Below are 16,314 nucleotides of genomic sequence, written 5' to 3'. Positions count from 1 at the left end.
GGCTCGCAATGACGGGGTTGGCAGCTTGGTAATGGCTGGCCTGTTACTTCGCGTAATAGCTCTGCACGGTTTCCCACGCCACGGTTTGCAGGAATTTCGCGGTCGGCGCATCGACGCCGGCGAGATAGGGGTTGCCGACCGGCGAGCGTCCGGTCAGCGACGCAAACACCACGCAGGTTGCGAGATACGTGCCGGCGAGCGAGGGATGGCGCTTGTCCGGCGCATAGAGGTTGAGCTCGGGCTGCTTGCTGATGGCGAGTGCGAAGGCAAGGCCTGCGGGAATCACCAGCGCGTTGTTCTCGTTGCCGGCAATCGTGTAGGCCTCGGCCAATTGCGCCGTCATCTCCGGCTTGTCGGCATAGGCCCAGGACATGAAGAACGCGGGCTTGGCGCCCTTGGCGCGCACGATGGTGCTGTTCTTCTTCGCATAGTCGGTGAACACGGTTTTGAGCGTGGGATGGATCGGGCACTGGCTGCAATCCATCATGACGGCGACGTCGAACAGCCGGTCGAGCTTGTTGAAGACGACGTTGTTGTTCGGGTCGAAGGAATAGCTGCCGATCGCCTTGGGCCGGAAATAGCTTTCGATATCATGCCAGTCGAAGCCGGAACCGCCGATCGTCACCATGGTGTTGCGATAGGCCAGCACGTTCTCGGGGTCGGCGGCCTTTTCCATCAACGACAGATGACCCGGCAGGCCGTTGTTGTAATAAAAGAAGCTGTTGCCGATGAAGATTCCGGTCTTGGGGAAATCCGGACCGAAGCTGGTGATGGTGGGCCTGGTCTGTGCCTGTACGGCGATTGGTCCGGCGACGATCGCCGCCAGCGTGACGGCAATCACACCCAATAATCTCGACATATCAGTTCTCCCTGCCCGGCTTGATTTTGCCGCATCCTAGCACGGCCCGCGGCTTTGTGGCGCGGTTTGGATGAACCGGCGCGCCACCGGCGGCTAACGGCTTTGCACCGACGCAACAAAGCGTTATTTTCCTCACCTTGGTTATGCCGATGATCCCACGCATACTGGGCCAGAGCCAAACCGGAGCAATCGCGATGTCGATGCAGAATGTGGCTTCCCCCGCGCTTCCCTTCACTCCGCCGAAGCGAAATTCACTCAAGCACATACCTGGCGACGAAGGCTGGCCGGTGATCGGAAAGACGCTGGAGGTGCTCGCCGATCCCAAAGGGCAGGTCGAGCGGATGCACGCCAAATATGGCCCGGTCTATCGCAGCCACGTGTTTGGCGAGACCAGCATCAACCTGCTCGGCCCCGAGGCCAACGAACTGCTGCTGTTCGACCAGGCCAAGCAATTTTCCTCCACCCATGGCTGGGGTCCGATCCTGGGCCGGCTGTTTCCGCGCGGGCTGATGCTGCTGGACTTCGAGGAACATCGTTTGCACCGCCGTGCGCTGTCGGTTGCGTTCAAGTCGGGACCGATGAAATCCTACCTCACTGATCTCGATCGCGGCATTGCCGTGCGCGTCAAGCAATGGAAGACGCAACCGGGCGAGATGCTGGTCTATCCCGCGATGAAGCAGCTCACGCTCGATCTGGCGGCAACATCGTTTCTCGGCGCCGAGATCGGCCCCGAGGTGGACGAGATCACGCGCGCCTTTGTCGACATGGTGGCGGCGGCCGTGGCACCGATCCGGCGCCCGCTGCCGTTCACGCAGATGGGCCGCGGCGTCGCGGGACGCAAGCGGATCGTCGCTTATTTCTCCGAGCAGATTCCGATCCGCCGCGCGCGCGGCGGCGGCGACGATTTGTTCTCGCAACTTTGCCACGCCACCCATGAGGACGGCGCGCTGCTGTCGACCCAGGACGTCATCGACCATATGAGTTTCCTGATGATGGCGGCGCATGACACGCTGACGTCGTCGTTGACGTCCTTTGTCGGCGAGCTTGCCGCGCATCCGGAATGGCAGGTGCGGCTGCGCGAGGAAGTCAAAGGCCTCGGCATCGAGGCCAACGACCCCTCCAGCATCGACAATCTCGAGAAAATGCCGCTGAGCGAGATGGCGTTCAAGGAGGCGTTGCGGAAGAAGCCGCCGGTGCCCTCGATGCCGCGCCGCGCGGTCCGCGATTTCACCTTCAAGGGCTATGCAATCCCGGCCGGCACCCTGGTCGGCGTCAATCCGCTGTTCACCCATCACATGGCCGATATCTGGCCCGATCCGGACAGATTCGATCCGATGCGCTTCTCCGACGAGGCGCAGCGCAACCGTCATCGCTTCGCCTGGGTGCCGTTCGGCGGCGGAGCGCATATGTGCCTCGGGCTGCATTTTGCCTATATGCAGGCGAAATGCTTTGCGCGGCATTTCCTGCAGAATCTCAGCGTCTCGCTGGAGCCCGGCTACAAGCCGGACTGGCAGATGTGGCCGATCCCAAAACCGCGGGACGGACTGAAGGTCGTGCTGAAGGCGGTGTGACACGCGTTCGCGTGCAGTACGTAGGGTGGGCAAAGCGAAGCGTGCCCACCAACTTGAGGCAACGGTCTTGGATAGATGGTGGGCACGGCGCGAAGTGCGCCTTTGCCCACCCTACGGTCCACGCTCTGCCGCTACTCCACAAACGTCGTGAGCTGCGCGCCTTCATCGGCGACGAATACCGCGATCAATTCCGCGGGCTCTGTCATGCTGGCATTGGCCGAGACCAGATGCACAGCACCGGGCGGTTCGAAGAACGACTGGCCCACCTTGAACGTCTCGACCACGCCGCCGGCAAGCTGCGAGCGGATTTCGCCCTTGGTGACATAGGCGGTGACCGAGCCGGCATGCCGGTGCGCGCGGGTGAACCCGCCGGGCCCGTAGAACACGCGCACGATCGTCACCCGTTTGCCCGGCACGTTCGGCAGCGCGTACGAGCCGATCGGCTCGACGGTATCGAGCGTTGAGCCCGAAGGAGCGCTGCTGGCGCATAGCGGCTCGATGATCGCCGAGATCACATCCATCGTGGATGGCAGTGTCTTTCCGATCACGAAGGCGCAGGCGAGCCCGGCGATCACGGCGAGATAGAACGGCCGCCCTTGGGGGCTGGCGGGTGACAAACCGAGTGTTGCAGACATTTCTTCTTCCCCTTCCACTATCTCGTCGTCATTGCCTGCAACAAACGCAAAGCGTTTGTGCAAGAGAGCGCAGCGAAGCAATCCATTCTTTCCTATTGTGGCGCGATGGATTGCTTCGCTTCGCTCGCAATGACGGTTAACTCCCCATAACTATCCCTGATCGAATGCCTTGCGCAGCGCGACATAGCCCTGCTGTTGCTGGCTCCAGTTGCGGCCGCCCGTGATGGCGCCGTCGACCACGAGATCGTGGCCGTTGATGAAAGAGGATTCGTCGCTGGCGAGGAACACCGCGGCATGCGCGATATCCTCAGGCAATCCGGCGCGTGGGATCGGCTGCGCGGTCTTGTAGACCTCACGCATCACACCAGGGGTCTTTTCGGCGGCTTCCACCGAAAGGCCCAGCGCCTTGCCGAAGATGCCGGTCGCGATTGCACCCGGCGAGATCGAATTGACGCGGATGTTGGATTCGCCGAGCTCCATCGCCGTGCATTTGGTGAGGTGGATGACGGCGGCCTTGGCCGCGCTGTAGACCATCGATGACGAGAAGCCGGCAAGCCTTCCTGCGATACTGCCGTTGTTGATGATGCTGCCGGAGCCTTGCCTGCGCATCTGGGGTGCTGCGTGCTTCATGCCGAGCATCACGCTGCGCACCAGCGTCGCCATCGCCGCGTCGAAGCGATCGACCTCAAGGCTTTCGATGCCGCCGGTCTGGGCCGGGCCGCCGGCGTTGTTGAACAGACAATCGATCCTGCCGAACTTTTCCACGCAAAGCCCGATCAGCGCCTTCATCTGCTCCTCGACCGTTACATCGGTCTGACGAAAGATGCAGGCAGCGCCGAGCTTCTTGGCCAGCGCCTCGCCCTCGGGCGCGCGGCGTCCGGCGATGACGATCTTCGCGCCTTCGGCGACGAAAATTTCCGCCGTATGCAGCCCGATGCCGCTGGTCGCGCCCGTGATCACCGCGACCTTGCCGTCCAGCCGTCCCATTTCACTATCCCCTTTGCGAAACCTGAAAAAATCCTAGTTGATGATCGCGGACTGGACCATGGTCCGGAACTGATTGCGCAGCATGATCCGCACGCCGTCATCGACCTGCACCATGTAAATCGCGATCAACTGTTCCTTGGGATCGATCCAGAACAGCGTGCCGGCGTTGCCGGCCCAGCCATACTCCCCGAGCGAGCCCGGCAGGGCCGCATCGCCGACGCTGGTGCGAACCTCGAAGCCAAGACCAAAACCCAGCCCCGGCGGCCGGCCCGGCCGCGCCAGAGTATGATCCGCCGTCATGAAATCGACGGTCTTGTTGCCGAGCAGGCGCTTGCCGGCGAATTCGCCGCTATCGGCGAGCATGATCGCAAAGCGCAGATAGTCGTCCATGGTGCTGGTGAGGCCGCCACCGCCGGATTCGAAACGGGGCTTTTGCGCCACGTCGAAGCGCGGCGTCATCGGCGGCGATTCGGGCATTTGCCAGGGCTGGGCGGCGCGATTGAGCTTGTCTGATGGCACCGAGAAGCCGGTGTCGGTCATGCCGAGCGGCGTCAGGATGCGCTCGTTCAGGAATTCGCCCAGCGTCTTGCCCGAGACGACTTCGACCACGCGTCCCAGCACGTCGGTCGACACCCCGTATTCCCAGCGCTCGCCGGGGGAGAACCGCAGCGGCAGCTTCGATAATTTCGCGACAAACTCCTCATTGCTGGCGTCACGGCCGCCGATCCTGGCCTCGATATAGGCCGCATTGATCAGCGATTTGCCGCGCGTGCCGTAGATCAGCCCGGAGGTGTGCCGCAACAGGTCCTGCACCGTCATCTCGCGGGCGGGATCGGTCAACTGCAGCACAGCCTTGTCGTTCTCGGTGGTCTCCTTGCCCACCTTCATGCGGCCGATTTCCGGAATATATTTCGAGACGGGATCGCTGACCTGCATCTTTCCCTCCTCGACCAGCATCATGGCCGCGACCGAGACGATCGGCTTGGTCATGGAATAGATGCGGAAGATCGAGTCCGGTCGCATCGGGTCTTTCGCCGCGCGGTCGCGGAAACCCATGGTCTTGTGCCAGGCGATCTTGCCGCGCCGCGCCACCAGCATCACGGCGCCCGGCACCAGCCCGGTTTCGACGTATTTCTGGGTCACCGCCTCGATGCGCGCCAGCTGGCTGGAGGACAGGCCGACGTCTTCGGGTGTCACGGCCATGGGGAGGACCGGGTCCGCCCAACTGTTCCCGGTCGCTGCAAGGATAAAGAGAGCCGAGGCGCCGAACGCGCGAATGAGACGGTTCATCCATTCCTCCCGTTTTTGTTGATGCCAATATTCCCGCCCGCCGGGAACAACGCAAGCGAGCTTATCGCGCTGACTTCGCCATGGCAGAACCGCCTTATCGTCGCCGGCGGGCTCGAAATCCCCGGTTTCCGTCAGGGTCGGCCTTATTTTGGATTCGCTGATCACGTGAAGTGACAACACCGATGACGAAATTGATCGACGAGTTCAGGCGCGGCTGGCAGGGAATTTCCCAGCCCTCACTGCTGTTCAGCACCGCTTTTGCGGTCTGCTGCCTTGTCTTGGCGACCCTGGCGCGGTGGGGACTGGCCCAGATCCGCCCCGACGTGTTCTTCACGCCGTATTTTCCGGCTGTGTTCTTTGCCACCGCCTTTGGCGGTTTCCGGATCGGGATCGCAACGGCGCTTGCCGGCGGCACGCTGGGCGTCGCCGTCAATTTCAGCGACGCCGTGGCCGATTCCGCCCGCCTGGCTTTGCTGCTGATTTTCTGGGCGGTCTGCGGCATCACGATATGGGGTGTCGAGCACTACCGGACCCTCGTCGCGCAACAGCGGCAGATCGCCAGGCGCCTGATCGAGGAAGAAGAATACCGCAAACTGATCGTCGAAGAGCTGCAGCACCGGCTGAAGAACAAGACGTCGACGATCCACGCCGTTCTGCACCAGGTCTTGCACGAAGAACCGCAGGCCTGGAGCAGCATCGATCACCGGATCCGCGCACTGTCGGCAACCGACGATCTGATCGCACGGATCGACGGCAGCGGCTGCGATATCAAGGACTTGCTGCGCTCCGAACTCGGGCCTTACGGCCATGTCCGGTTCAACCTGAACGGCGATCCGCTATTCCTTCCAGCCAAGCTGGCGGTCAGCCTGGCGCTGATCTTCCACGAATTGGCCACCAATGCCGGCAAGTACGGCGCGTTTTCCGCTGCGAATGGCATGTTGCAGGTGTCGTGGACGGTGTTAGACGACAAACTCAACGTGGCCTGGCTCAAGATCACCTGGGACGAAACCGAGGGGCCCGCGGTCGAAAAAATCGGAGCGCCAGGCTTCGGCACCAAGCTGTTGCAATCGGCACTCCGCTCGTTCGACGGCAGGACCGAAGTCAGTTTCCTGAAGACCGGCGTTCACTGCACGATGCAGTGTCGCATCCCCGCGAGCTGAACGCGGTTGCACAACCTAAAGGCACAATTCTCAATTATCGCAAGCGGCCGCATTCCGAATTGAGATTCTGTTAATGACGATTGCGGCCGTGTGGTCCGAAAGCGCCAACTTGTAGGAGTGTCGCGGTTTTTCACAGTTCCACTTAACCAAAATTAGAAGGGACTTTGGCAAGCTCCGCTGCATGCATAGTCCCCATAAACATGACCTTCAGGCGGCTGCGAATGACGCCGGTAATGAAGGCGCTTTTGATATCGAATTGAGCATTCTGCGGGATATCCTCAGATTGCTTCCGACCGCCGTGACGGTTCAGGACGAGCAAGGCGAGTTCCTGCTGGTGAACGACGCCGCCGCGGCGTTACTGCAGATGGCCGCGGCAGCGCCTGCACCCTCGCAATTGAGCGATCGCCAGGAGACCTGTCTCGAATTGCTCCGCAGCGGCCACGCGGCCACACTGGAAGAGGCCGTGACATCAGGTCCGGCCAAGCACGTATTTCTCACCTCACACCGGCCGATCCAGATCGCCGGACGCAATTTGCTGCTCTCGAATTCCGCCGATATCACCGAACAAAAGGCGTTCGAGGACGCGTTGTTCCGCTCGGCCTATTATGACGAACTGACGGGATTGCCGACCCGGCGGGTGATCGAACACCGCGTCAACACGCTGCTTTCGCGCGACAGCGCCCAGGGTCATTTGCAGCAAGGCCATTTGCAACACGGCAATGTCCACGGCCACTTCGCGCTCGCGTTTCTCGATGTCGATAATTTCAAGCACATCAACGACTATTACGGCCACGCGATCGGCGACACCTTGCTGGTCGAAATGGCCAAGCGGCTGGGCATGGATTTGCGCGAATCCGACATCCTGTCGCGGATCAGCGGCGACGAGTTCATGCTGCTGCTCAATCCGGTCCAGAGCGAGAGCGAAGTCGCCGAATACATCCATTTCATGCTGCAACGGCTGAAGGCGCCGTTCTTCATCGACGAATCGGAGATATTCGCCTCGACGTCGATCGGCGTCAGCCTTTATCCCGAGCACGGCAAGACCTACGACGCGCTGCGCCAGAACGCCGATATCGCGATGTACCGCGTCAAGAACGGAGCCAAGGGCGGGGCAGCGTTCTTCGACTCCAGCATGGAGCGCGAGGCACTGGCGCGGATGAAGGTCGAACAATCGCTGCGGCTGGCTATCCTGGAAAAGCGCTTTTGCTGTGCGTTCCAGACCAAGGTCGATATCCGCACCAAGGCGGTCACGGGCATCGAAGCGCTGGTGCGGCTGAGGGATGACGAGGGCGTGATTCAGGCTCCCGGCACCTTCATCAACCTCGCCGTCGAACTGGGGTTGATCGACGAACTGACACATCTGGTGCTGGCGGAGATCGTCAAGTCGATCGACCTGATCAACGAGACCTTCGGTCCCGATACCACGATCAGCATCAACGTCGCGGCCAAGCAGGCCGGCAATCCCGAATTCATGCGACCGTTCGCGCAGGCGCTGGAGGCCACCGGATTTCCGAAGCGCTTCATGATCGAGGTGACCGAAGACGCTTTCGTCACCAAGACGCATTTCCAGGATGAAATCCTGCCGATCTTCCGCAAACTCGGCGTCGGCATCTCGATCGACGATTTCGGCATCGGCTATTCGTCGCTGTCGGCGCTGGCCGACATCACCGCCGACGAAATCAAGATCGATCGTTCCTTCATCACCGATATCCATCTGCGGCCGCGCAGCCAGGGCATTTTGCGGGCGATCGAATCGCTGAGCGAAGCGCTCGGCATGACGGTGGTCGCCGAAGGCCTCGAAACCTTCGAGGAACTGGCCTATCTGCAGGCCGCCACCAAGATCCGCTATGCGCAGGGCTATTACTTCTCCAGGCCGATCTTCCTGGAAGACCTCAGGCCGGCCGCACCGCTCGCCAGCGAAACCCGCGCCAGCCTGTCGAGCCGACCGGCGCAGGAAACCCGCCCGGCCTTTTCCCGCGCCAGCGGCTATCGCCGCTGAGGCAGCCTGAGCCAGTGTCCGCCCAAGCCCGTTGGTTGCACTACGAGATAGACACCACCATGCGCTGCGTGCAGCCAGCCATGCGCGTAGCGCTGCCGTAAAACGGCATTCCGGGGCCCGATTAAACCTTAGGTAACCGGTTTTCCTAACGGCTTATGACATGTGCGCATCGTATGAAGTTCCCCGGGAGAAGGGGGAATGCGCGTTCTGTTTGGCGACCTGAAGAGCATGGTGTTCCGAGCCGCGGCGGCCAGCCGGCGTCTCGGCGCGACCATCCGTGGTCCGGTGCTGTGGCTGACCGTTTGCGGGGCGCTGCTGGTTACGGCGATTTTTGCCGGCACGATCATGATGGTTGCGGAATTCCGCGAGCGCGCGCTGGCCAACAGCGAACGCGAGCTGCAAAACACCGTCCTGCTGCTCACCCGTCACTTCGACCAGCAATTCGAGGACTCCGACACCATCGCCGCCGACGTGATAGCGCGGTTGCACATTCCCGGCATCGCTTCGCCGCAGGCGTTCAGGGAATTGATTTCGAGTTCGGAATCCCACGAAATCCTCCGATCCAAAGCCGGTGTCCTGTCCTATCTCGGCGACATTTCGATCTATGACGCTGACGGCAACATCATCAATTGGTCGCGGCCGTTACCGACGCCGGCCCTCAACATCTCCGAACGCGCCTACTTCCAGTCCTTTAAATTCAATCCGCGATCACCGTCGGTCCAGACCGAGGGGCTTCGCAGCCTTATCAGCGGCAGTCTGAACACGGTCGTCGCCCATCGACTGACCGGCGAAGACGGTGTCTTTCTCGGCGTGATGACGCGGCGCATCGATCCTTCCAATTACGTGAAGTTCTTTGCTTCCGTCGCGATCGGAGCCGACGCCGCCGTTTCGATGTTTCACACCGACGGCACCCTGCTGGCGCGACATCCGCGCGCCGAGCACCTGGTCGGACAGAAATTCAAATCGGCGCCGCTGCTGCAGCGCGTCCTGACGCAGGGCGGCCAGCAGACGCTGCGCGTCAAAAGCCCGATCGACAACAGGGACCGGCTGGGGTCCGCGGCCCAGTTGAGCCGCTTCCCGATCATCGTCGTCGCGACCAATTCGATAACCGCCGCGCTTGCCGATTGGGAGGCCCAGACCAGGTTCCTGGTCAGCGCCGCCATATTGGCGGCATCGACGATCGCGTTGATCCTGTTCCTCATCATCCGGCAGATGACCCGGCAAAGCAGAGAGGCGCAGCAACGGCTGGAATCGGAACGGCACCGGCTCGACACCGCGCTCAACAACATGATCCAGGGCCTGGTGATGTACGACGCGTCCGCGCACATCGTCACCGTCAATCAGCGCTACATCGACATGTTCAACCTGTCGCCGGACATCGTAAAGCCCGGCTGTCATTTCTCCGACCTGATCCAGCACCGCAAGGACAAGGAAGCCTTTAGCGGCGACGTCAAGGAATTCTGTTCCGGCGTTTTGCGCAATATTGCCCATGGCCGGATCGATCAGAGCATGATGATGTGCCCGGATGGGCGAAGCTTCCTGGCCATCAGCCGGCCGCTGGCGCATGGCTGCTGGATCGCCACCATCGAAGACGTCACGGAGCGTCGCAAGCTGGAGCAGGAACGCGACCGCAACCATGCCTTCCTGAGCCAGATCATCGATCACATCCCCTCGCAGATCACGGTGAAGGGCGCCCAGGATCGCCGCTACCTGCTGGCCAACCGCGTGGCCGAGACTCAGTTCGGCATTTCCCGCGACAGCATCATCGGCAAAACCGCCTTCGACATATTTCCGCAAGCGTCCGCCGAGATCGTCACGGCCGACGACGACAAGGCGCTGCGATCCGCCGACGGCCTGTTCAAGGACGAGCATCTCTGGGAAACCCAGGCGATGGGCCGTCGCTACATCACCTCCAGGCGGCTCGGAATTCGCAATCAGGCCGGCGAACCCAGCTACATCGTCCATGTCGTCGAGGATGTTACCGAGCGCCGCCGCGCCGATGAAAAGATCGCCCATCTCGCGCATTACGACGCGCTGACCGACCTGCCGAACCGGGTGCTGTTCCGCGAACAGATCGAGCGCGAGCTGCAGAAGGCCGTCGGCGGCGAGCAATTCGCGCTGCTCTATATCGATATCGACGAATTCAAGGGCATCAACGATTCGCTCGGGCATCATGTCGGCGACGAACTGTTGAAGGCCGTCGCCTCCCGCATCAAGGACTGCCTCAAGCCGACCGATCTGATCGCGCGGCTCGGCGGCGACGAGTTCGCCGTGATCCAGACCGCGGCCGGCGACCGCGACGACGTCGTCGAATTCGTGACGCGGATTCAGGAGGCGATCCGGCAGCCGCATCACTGCCTCGGCCATCATCTCTCGACCGACGCCAGCATCGGCATCGCGCTGGCGCCGCAGGACGGCACCGATCTCGACCAGCTGATCAAGAACGCCGATCTGGCGATGTACGGCGCCAAGGCCGGAGGCCGCCGCACCCATCGTTTCTTCGAGCCGGTCATGGATGCCCGCGCCAAGGCGCGGCTGACCATGGAACAGGACCTGCGGCAGGCGATGGTCGATGGCGGCTTCGAAATTCACTATCAGCCGCTGCTCGATCTCGGCAGCAACGACGTGGCGGGCTGCGAGGCGTTGCTGCGCTGGCGCCACCCCGAGCGCGGAATGGTCTCGCCGGCGGAATTCATCCCGCTGGCGGAAGATATCGGCCTGATCAACGAACTCGGCGATTGGGTGCTGCAGACGGCATGCATGGAGGCCGCAGGCTGGCCATCCCATGTGCGGCTGGCCGTCAACGTTTCGCCGGTCCAGTTGAGATCCCAGACGCTCGCACTTCGGATCATGGGGGCGCTTGCTTCCTCCCGCCTCCCGCCGGACCGGCTGGAGATCGAAATCACCGAAGCCGTGCTGATCCATGACGACGAGACCGCGCTGGCGATCCTGCATCAGCTCCGCGACATCGGTGTACGCATCGCCCTCGACGATTTCGGCACCGGCTTCTCCTCGCTGAGCTATCTGAAGCGCTTCCCGTTCGACAAGATCAAGATCGACCGCTGCTTCGTCAGCGACATCGAGGTCGACGGCTCGGAGACCATCGTGCAGGCGGTGGTGAACATCGCGACTTCGCGCAACATGATCACGACCGCCGAGGGCGTCGAAACCGAACAGCAGAAGGCCTTGCTGAAGAGGCTCGGCTGCACCCAGATGCAGGGCTATCTGTTCAGCAAGCCGCTGCGGGCCTCTGACGTGCGGCAATTGCTCGGCGTTGGCAGCGAAGCCGCGCTCGTCTCGGCCTGACCCGCGATGTCTGCTCCCGCAGCCCTACGCCGCCAAGCGGCCCCGATTGTTCTCGGCGAGGATGGGGCGGATCATCCGGCCGAAACGCTCGGCCTCCTCGTCATGGAGATAGCCGGACAGGCAGAACGAATGGCAGCCAGCATCGATGAATTGCTGCAGCGTATCCGCGCATTGCGCGGGATTGCCGACGACGGCGATGCCGGCACCCGGGCGAACCTTGGTGATGCCGGTCCATAGATGCGGCAGCAGCAGGTCGCCATGTTCGCGGGCAAGCTGCTGCACGCGCTGGTTCGCCTCTGACTTGTTGTAGAGCGTCTTCATCTCCTGCTTCTGCCGCTCGGTGGCATGGCGCACCAGCTGATCCGCGGCCTCCCAGGCGTCCGCTTCGTTTTCACGGCAGATCACCTGCAGCCGCATGCCGAAGCCGATGTCGTTCTCGCGGTCATAGGCGCGGGCCATCTGCCTGATCTCGGCGATATTGCCCGCGATCCGCTCCGGCAGGTCGCCCCAGAACAGATGCACGTCGGAATGCTTTGCGGATAACTCCCAGGCCTGGCGCGAGCCGCCGCCGAGATAGAACTTTGGAAACGGCTGCTGCAGGGGACGCGGCCTGATATGCGCGCCCGACAGTTGGTGGAACTTGCCTTCGAACGTCACAGGACCGCGTGTGGTCCACAGCGCCTTGAGGATCGAGACTTCCTCCTCCATCAGCGCGTAGCGCTCCTCCTTGGCGTAACGCACGCCCTCGCCTTCGACCTCGCTCTCGTTCTGGCCCGCAATCAGATTGATGCAGATACGCCCGCCCGACATCTGGTCGAAGGTCGAGATCATCTTGGCCAGCAGCACCGGATTGATGTAGCCCGGCCTTGCGGCAATCAGCGGCTTGATCGCCCGCGAGCGCGCCGCCATGAACGCGCCTGTTATCCACGCTTCCCAGCACACCGAGCCTACCGGGATCAGCAGATATTCGAAGCCGGCCGCTTCCGCCGCCTGCACCACGCGGTCGCAGAGTTCAGGCGAGCCCGGGATCTGCGCCTCCATCAGCCCATAGGCCGTGGTGTCGCCATGCGTGGGCAGATACCAGCCGAATTCTAGCGGACGCATCGACGCTTCTCCCTGCAAACGCCGGTCTATCCGGCTCGTGTTGCGCGACAGTCTAGCGTCCCAAACGCGTGCCGCAAATCGGGTTCCGGATAGCGATGCGCGCAAGCCAATTTGTGCCGCCGCGGCTTTTTCGATTTCAATGGCTTCCCCGGCACGATAGAGATGGGCGATGTCACCCGTCTCGTTGCTTTTGAACATTGTCTGGATCGTGCTTGGCGGCGCGTGGATGGCATTCGGCTGGCTGGTGGCCGCCGTGATCATGGCCATCACCATCATCGGCCTGCCTTGGGCACGGGCGGCGTTCAATATCGCGGCCTACACGCTGTTCCCGTTCGGGTTCAGGGCGGTGTCGCGCGACCTCTATACCGGTGAGGAGGACATCGGCACCGGACCGCTCGGCGTCGTCGGCAACATCATCTGGCTGGTGCTGGCGGGATGGTGGCTGGCGCTCGCGCATGTCGTCACGGCGGTCGTGCTGGCCGTGACCATCATCGGCATTCCCTTCGCCTGGGCACACCTCAAACTCGCCGGCATCGCACTCTGGCCGATCGGCAAGATCATCGTCCCGGCGTAACGATCTCTCCGATCGATCCGGCGCGGGTGCAAACCTGAGCCTAGGCTGCCGTCTCGGCCGGCGGCTTCAGCCGTTCGAATTCATCGTCGCTGATCTCGGTCTGGGCGACCAGCACGCTGCAGCGCAGCCGCTTGACCAGATAGCTGCCGACGGAACCGAACCACCGCGCCAGCGGCCCTTGCGGGCGATGCCCGACGACCACGAGATGCGCGCCGATTTCCTCGGCCACTTCCGCGATCTTTTGCCCGGCATCTCCCACCTCCAGCCGCGAGGTCGGCGTAAAGCCCACCGCTTTCAGCCGCTCCGTGCCTTCGGCCAGAATCGCCTTGTAGTCTTCGGTTTGCAGCTCGATCGGAATGGTAAGCCCGGCCTCCGGCGTCATGATCGAGGAAACCTCGACAACCGCCAGCAGGAAGACCTCGGCACGGCACATTTGCGCGAGCTTGGCGCCCTCCCGCAGGGCGCGCCGGCCCTCAACGGACCCGTCATAGGCCAGAAGAACCTTCTTATACATCGGACGTCCCCATCGATGGTCGAGAAGATCAACAAACCAAGACTAGCACCAATCCGGCAGAACGGATCAGATTTTTGACGAGGACGAGGCCCGCCGTCCTGCCACCTTCGTATTGCCGGGCGCCTCAAGGTGCCCCAAAGGCCGTTGCCGATGCCGGACCAATCGGCTAAATGAAGCCCCACTGCACCCGTAGCTCAGCTGGATAGAGCGTTGCCCTCCGAAGGCAAAGGTCACACGTTCGAATCGTGTCGGGTGCGCCAATAAAGTGCACCCCAATATCCTTGTTCCCCGGGGTCACGCAGCGGAGTGATGAGTGACCCGGAATGGCTGAAGCTGATCTAGACGCCGTAATCCGGCAACTCGCCAAAGCACAGAACAAGAGCCTGATGGCCGCCGCCAAAAAGCGGCAGGGCCTGTTTATGGCCAAGGCCGCCTCGGCCAAGGACAAGGAAGCCAAGGCGCGGTTCAAGCTGCTCGCCCAGAGCGCGATGCTGCATGGCACGGCGGCGGCGAAACGGCTGCAGAACTCCGCTGACAATGCCGCCGACAGCTACGCGCGGGCGATCAAGAACGCTGCGGAAGAAATCGCCGCGATGAAGCTCGCCAAGAAAACTGAGAAGAAGGCTGAGACGAAGGTCGAGAAGCAGCCTGCGAAGGCCGCGAAGAAGGCCAAGAAGGCCGCCAAGAAAAAGGCCTGAGCGCGGCTAGCGGCGCAGCATTTCCTTCAGCTTCAGCACCGCGCTGTCAGGCGTGGTGACGACCGGGCGGCCTGAGGCTTTCGCGACCATCTCGGCCGCGGGCGCCATGCTGTATTGGGCCAGCGCGATCAGGTCGCAATCACGCAAATCCCTGGACGCCTCCACCACCAGGCGATCATGGGTGGCGCGATCGCCGCGATCGAGCGCGGCCATGGCACCATCAGCCAGTTTCGGCACCAGCTCGATCGAAGCCGGAAATTCCCGCGGCATCGACACCAGCGTCGGCGGGAACGAGGACAACAGACCGATTTTGCGGCCCCTGGTGACGGCCTGCTCGATCATCGCCTCGTTCGGCTTGAGCACCGGCATCGGCGCATGCGCGCGTGCCACCGCTTCGATGCACGGACCGAAGGCGGAACAGGTGAACAGGATCGCATCCGAACCAGTGCCCGCCGCGTAGCGCCCAAGTTGCAGGAAGCGCTCGGTCATGGCCTCGGTGAGCCCGCCATCGCGCGCCAGATCGGCCGACAGGCTGTCGTCCAGCAAATTCATCAGCCGCGCGTCAGGCCAAAGTTTCGCGAACGAAGCCTCGATCGGCACAATCGAGTGTTTCAGGGCGTGGATGAGGGTAATGCGCATGCTGATCAGTGTGGCGGCGGTGCGATCGGTGTCAACCCGGTGCGCCGGCATTGTCCCCGCCAGCGCCGGGGCGAGAGGCGATTAACGCCGATTCGACCTTGCCGGGAACTCCCGCCGGGTGAACCCCCAAGCCCATTGAACCTGTCGCCGGCGGTCTCCGACCAAGAGGCTCGTTCGGAGATAATACGATGGCACTTGCCCAATCAATCGACGCCTGCATGACCTTCGCCGCCGGGATCCTCGCGGCCTATTACGGCTGGCGCCCGGTGCCGGCCGGCCCGAAGCATCTCGAATGGATCGCCTGGCAGGAACGCTGGGGCATGCCCTGCCGCATCGCCGGCGTCTTCCTGATCGTCACATCGCTGATACAGATCCTGGCAAAGGCATTGTGATCGGCGCGACGGTTCGGAGATTGTCCATCGCAGCCTAACGCTGACGCTGAACACGGACTGACGACGCCGGCACCTTACACGTTTGAATCGTGGCGCGGCCGCCGGCGCTGATTACGTTGCAGCTGGGCGGGGTCGCGATCCCTACGGGTGCGATTCTTGAAACGGTGACCGACGACGATGAGGGCACCTTGACGACGCCCGGCATCATCGACCGCCTGCGATGCAGGCAAACCCGTTTCAGCCGGCTGGTTATCCTGACTCACGGCTTCGAGCGCCGCGAGAAAATCGCGGCCCGCTGACGTGATCTGCCATCCCTCGTCGTCACGCAACACATAGCCGGCGCCAAAGATGTCGATCGCCGGAACGCGTCGGGCCAGGCGTTTGATGCGCGCGTTCCAGTCCGGGCCGCTGGCGGAGAGAATGTTGATGTCCCGCTTGAGCGAAGCAAGCGTAGCCCGGCCGCTGCCGTGACTGGCCAGGACCTTCAGAATAGCAACCTGTATGCTCACGCCAACGCCTCGGACCGCGACGGTTCTTTTTGTTCTGTGCGATCGACAGCGAAAGTATGTGGTTCGCGGGTCAGCCG

General features: G+C 62.4%; 15 protein-coding genes and 1 tRNA gene. 8 read left to right on the top strand and 8 right to left on the bottom strand.

Going from position 1 to position 16,314, the window contains the following annotated elements; genetic code table 11:
- Positions 1-43: 43 nt before the first annotated feature.
- Positions 44-859, bottom strand: coding sequence for an SGNH/GDSL hydrolase family protein (locus tag JQ641_RS08270; protein ID WP_211995485.1), 816 nt, complete (start codon positions 857-859; stop codon positions 44-46).
- A gap of 194 nt (positions 860-1,053) precedes the next feature.
- Between JQ641_RS08270 and JQ641_RS08265 the strand changes: the two genes are divergently transcribed.
- A complete protein-coding gene (locus JQ641_RS08265; RefSeq protein ID WP_211995484.1) occupies positions 1,054-2,430 on the top strand; it encodes a cytochrome P450 in 1,377 nt (458 codons plus the stop codon).
- Between the two features lie 131 nt (positions 2,431-2,561).
- Here JQ641_RS08265 and JQ641_RS08260 read toward each other — a convergent pair whose 3' ends face one another.
- From JQ641_RS08260 to JQ641_RS08250, 3 genes are all read right to left on the bottom strand, one after another.
- On the bottom strand, positions 2,562-3,065 hold the full coding sequence (locus tag JQ641_RS08260) for a cupin domain-containing protein (RefSeq protein ID WP_211995483.1): 504 nt from the start codon (positions 3,063-3,065) through the stop codon (positions 2,562-2,564).
- Positions 3,066-3,215: 150 nt separating this feature from the next.
- A complete protein-coding gene (locus JQ641_RS08255) occupies positions 3,216-4,052 on the bottom strand; it encodes an SDR family NAD(P)-dependent oxidoreductase (RefSeq protein WP_211995482.1) in 837 nt (278 codons plus the stop codon).
- A gap of 33 nt (positions 4,053-4,085) precedes the next feature.
- On the bottom strand, positions 4,086-5,342 hold the full coding sequence (locus tag JQ641_RS08250) for a serine hydrolase domain-containing protein (RefSeq protein ID WP_211995481.1): 1,257 nt from the start codon (positions 5,340-5,342) through the stop codon (positions 4,086-4,088).
- A gap of 182 nt (positions 5,343-5,524) precedes the next feature.
- Between JQ641_RS08250 and JQ641_RS08245 the strand changes: the two genes are divergently transcribed.
- The 3 genes from JQ641_RS08245 (at position 5,525) to JQ641_RS08235 (ending at position 11,807) form a co-directional block, all read left to right on the top strand.
- Positions 5,525-6,502, top strand: coding sequence for a sensor histidine kinase (locus JQ641_RS08245; RefSeq protein ID WP_211995480.1), 978 nt, complete (start codon positions 5,525-5,527; stop codon positions 6,500-6,502).
- 181 nt (positions 6,503-6,683) lie between these two features.
- On the top strand, positions 6,684-8,501 hold the full coding sequence (locus JQ641_RS08240; RefSeq protein WP_211995479.1) for a putative bifunctional diguanylate cyclase/phosphodiesterase: 1,818 nt from the start codon (positions 6,684-6,686) through the stop codon (positions 8,499-8,501).
- Between the two features lie 198 nt (positions 8,502-8,699).
- Positions 8,700-11,807: a bifunctional diguanylate cyclase/phosphodiesterase gene (locus JQ641_RS08235; RefSeq protein ID WP_502754937.1), complete on the top strand. Its 3,108-nt coding sequence runs from the start codon at positions 8,700-8,702 to the stop codon at positions 11,805-11,807.
- A gap of 24 nt (positions 11,808-11,831) precedes the next feature.
- Here JQ641_RS08235 and JQ641_RS08230 read toward each other — a convergent pair whose 3' ends face one another.
- Positions 11,832-12,911, bottom strand: a complete 1,080-nt coding sequence (locus JQ641_RS08230) for an LLM class flavin-dependent oxidoreductase (protein WP_211995478.1) — start codon at positions 12,909-12,911, stop codon at positions 11,832-11,834.
- Between the two features lie 169 nt (positions 12,912-13,080).
- On the opposite strand from JQ641_RS08230, the gene JQ641_RS08225 reads away from it, so the two are divergent.
- Positions 13,081-13,485, top strand: a complete 405-nt coding sequence (locus tag JQ641_RS08225) for a YccF domain-containing protein (RefSeq protein ID WP_211995477.1) — start codon at positions 13,081-13,083, stop codon at positions 13,483-13,485.
- Between the two features lie 40 nt (positions 13,486-13,525).
- Here the strand turns inward: JQ641_RS08225 and JQ641_RS08220 are convergent, their stop codons facing one another.
- The gene (locus tag JQ641_RS08220) at positions 13,526-13,999 is read right to left on the bottom strand and encodes a universal stress protein (RefSeq protein ID WP_192736345.1); all 474 of its coding nucleotides are present in this window, start codon (positions 13,997-13,999) and stop codon (positions 13,526-13,528) included.
- Between the two features lie 183 nt (positions 14,000-14,182).
- Here JQ641_RS08220 and JQ641_RS08215 point away from each other — a divergent pair.
- Positions 14,183-14,259: transfer RNA gene (locus JQ641_RS08215), tRNA-Arg, on the top strand.
- Between the two features lie 63 nt (positions 14,260-14,322).
- Positions 14,323-14,697, top strand: a complete 375-nt coding sequence (locus JQ641_RS08210) for a hypothetical protein (protein WP_211995476.1) — start codon at positions 14,323-14,325, stop codon at positions 14,695-14,697.
- A gap of 6 nt (positions 14,698-14,703) precedes the next feature.
- On the opposite strand, the gene JQ641_RS08205 is transcribed toward JQ641_RS08210, so the two are convergent.
- Positions 14,704-15,336: an aspartate/glutamate racemase family protein gene (locus tag JQ641_RS08205; protein WP_211995560.1), complete on the bottom strand. Its 633-nt coding sequence runs from the start codon at positions 15,334-15,336 to the stop codon at positions 14,704-14,706.
- 188 nt (positions 15,337-15,524) lie between these two features.
- On the opposite strand from JQ641_RS08205, the gene JQ641_RS08200 reads away from it, so the two are divergent.
- The gene (locus JQ641_RS08200; RefSeq protein ID WP_211995475.1) at positions 15,525-15,728 is read left to right on the top strand and encodes a hypothetical protein; all 204 of its coding nucleotides are present in this window, start codon (positions 15,525-15,527) and stop codon (positions 15,726-15,728) included.
- A 74-nt stretch (positions 15,729-15,802) separates the two neighbouring features.
- Here JQ641_RS08200 and JQ641_RS08195 read toward each other — a convergent pair whose 3' ends face one another.
- A complete protein-coding gene (locus JQ641_RS08195) occupies positions 15,803-16,237 on the bottom strand; it encodes an aminoacyl-tRNA deacylase (RefSeq protein ID WP_349628519.1) in 435 nt (144 codons plus the stop codon).
- Positions 16,238-16,314 lie beyond the last annotated feature (77 nt).

Origin of the sequence: Bradyrhizobium sp. JYMT SZCCT0180, from assembly GCF_018130165.1 — a bacterium.
GTDB lineage: Bacteria > Pseudomonadota > Alphaproteobacteria > Rhizobiales > Xanthobacteraceae > Bradyrhizobium.
This window is presented reverse-complemented; position numbering and strand designations above follow the sequence as displayed.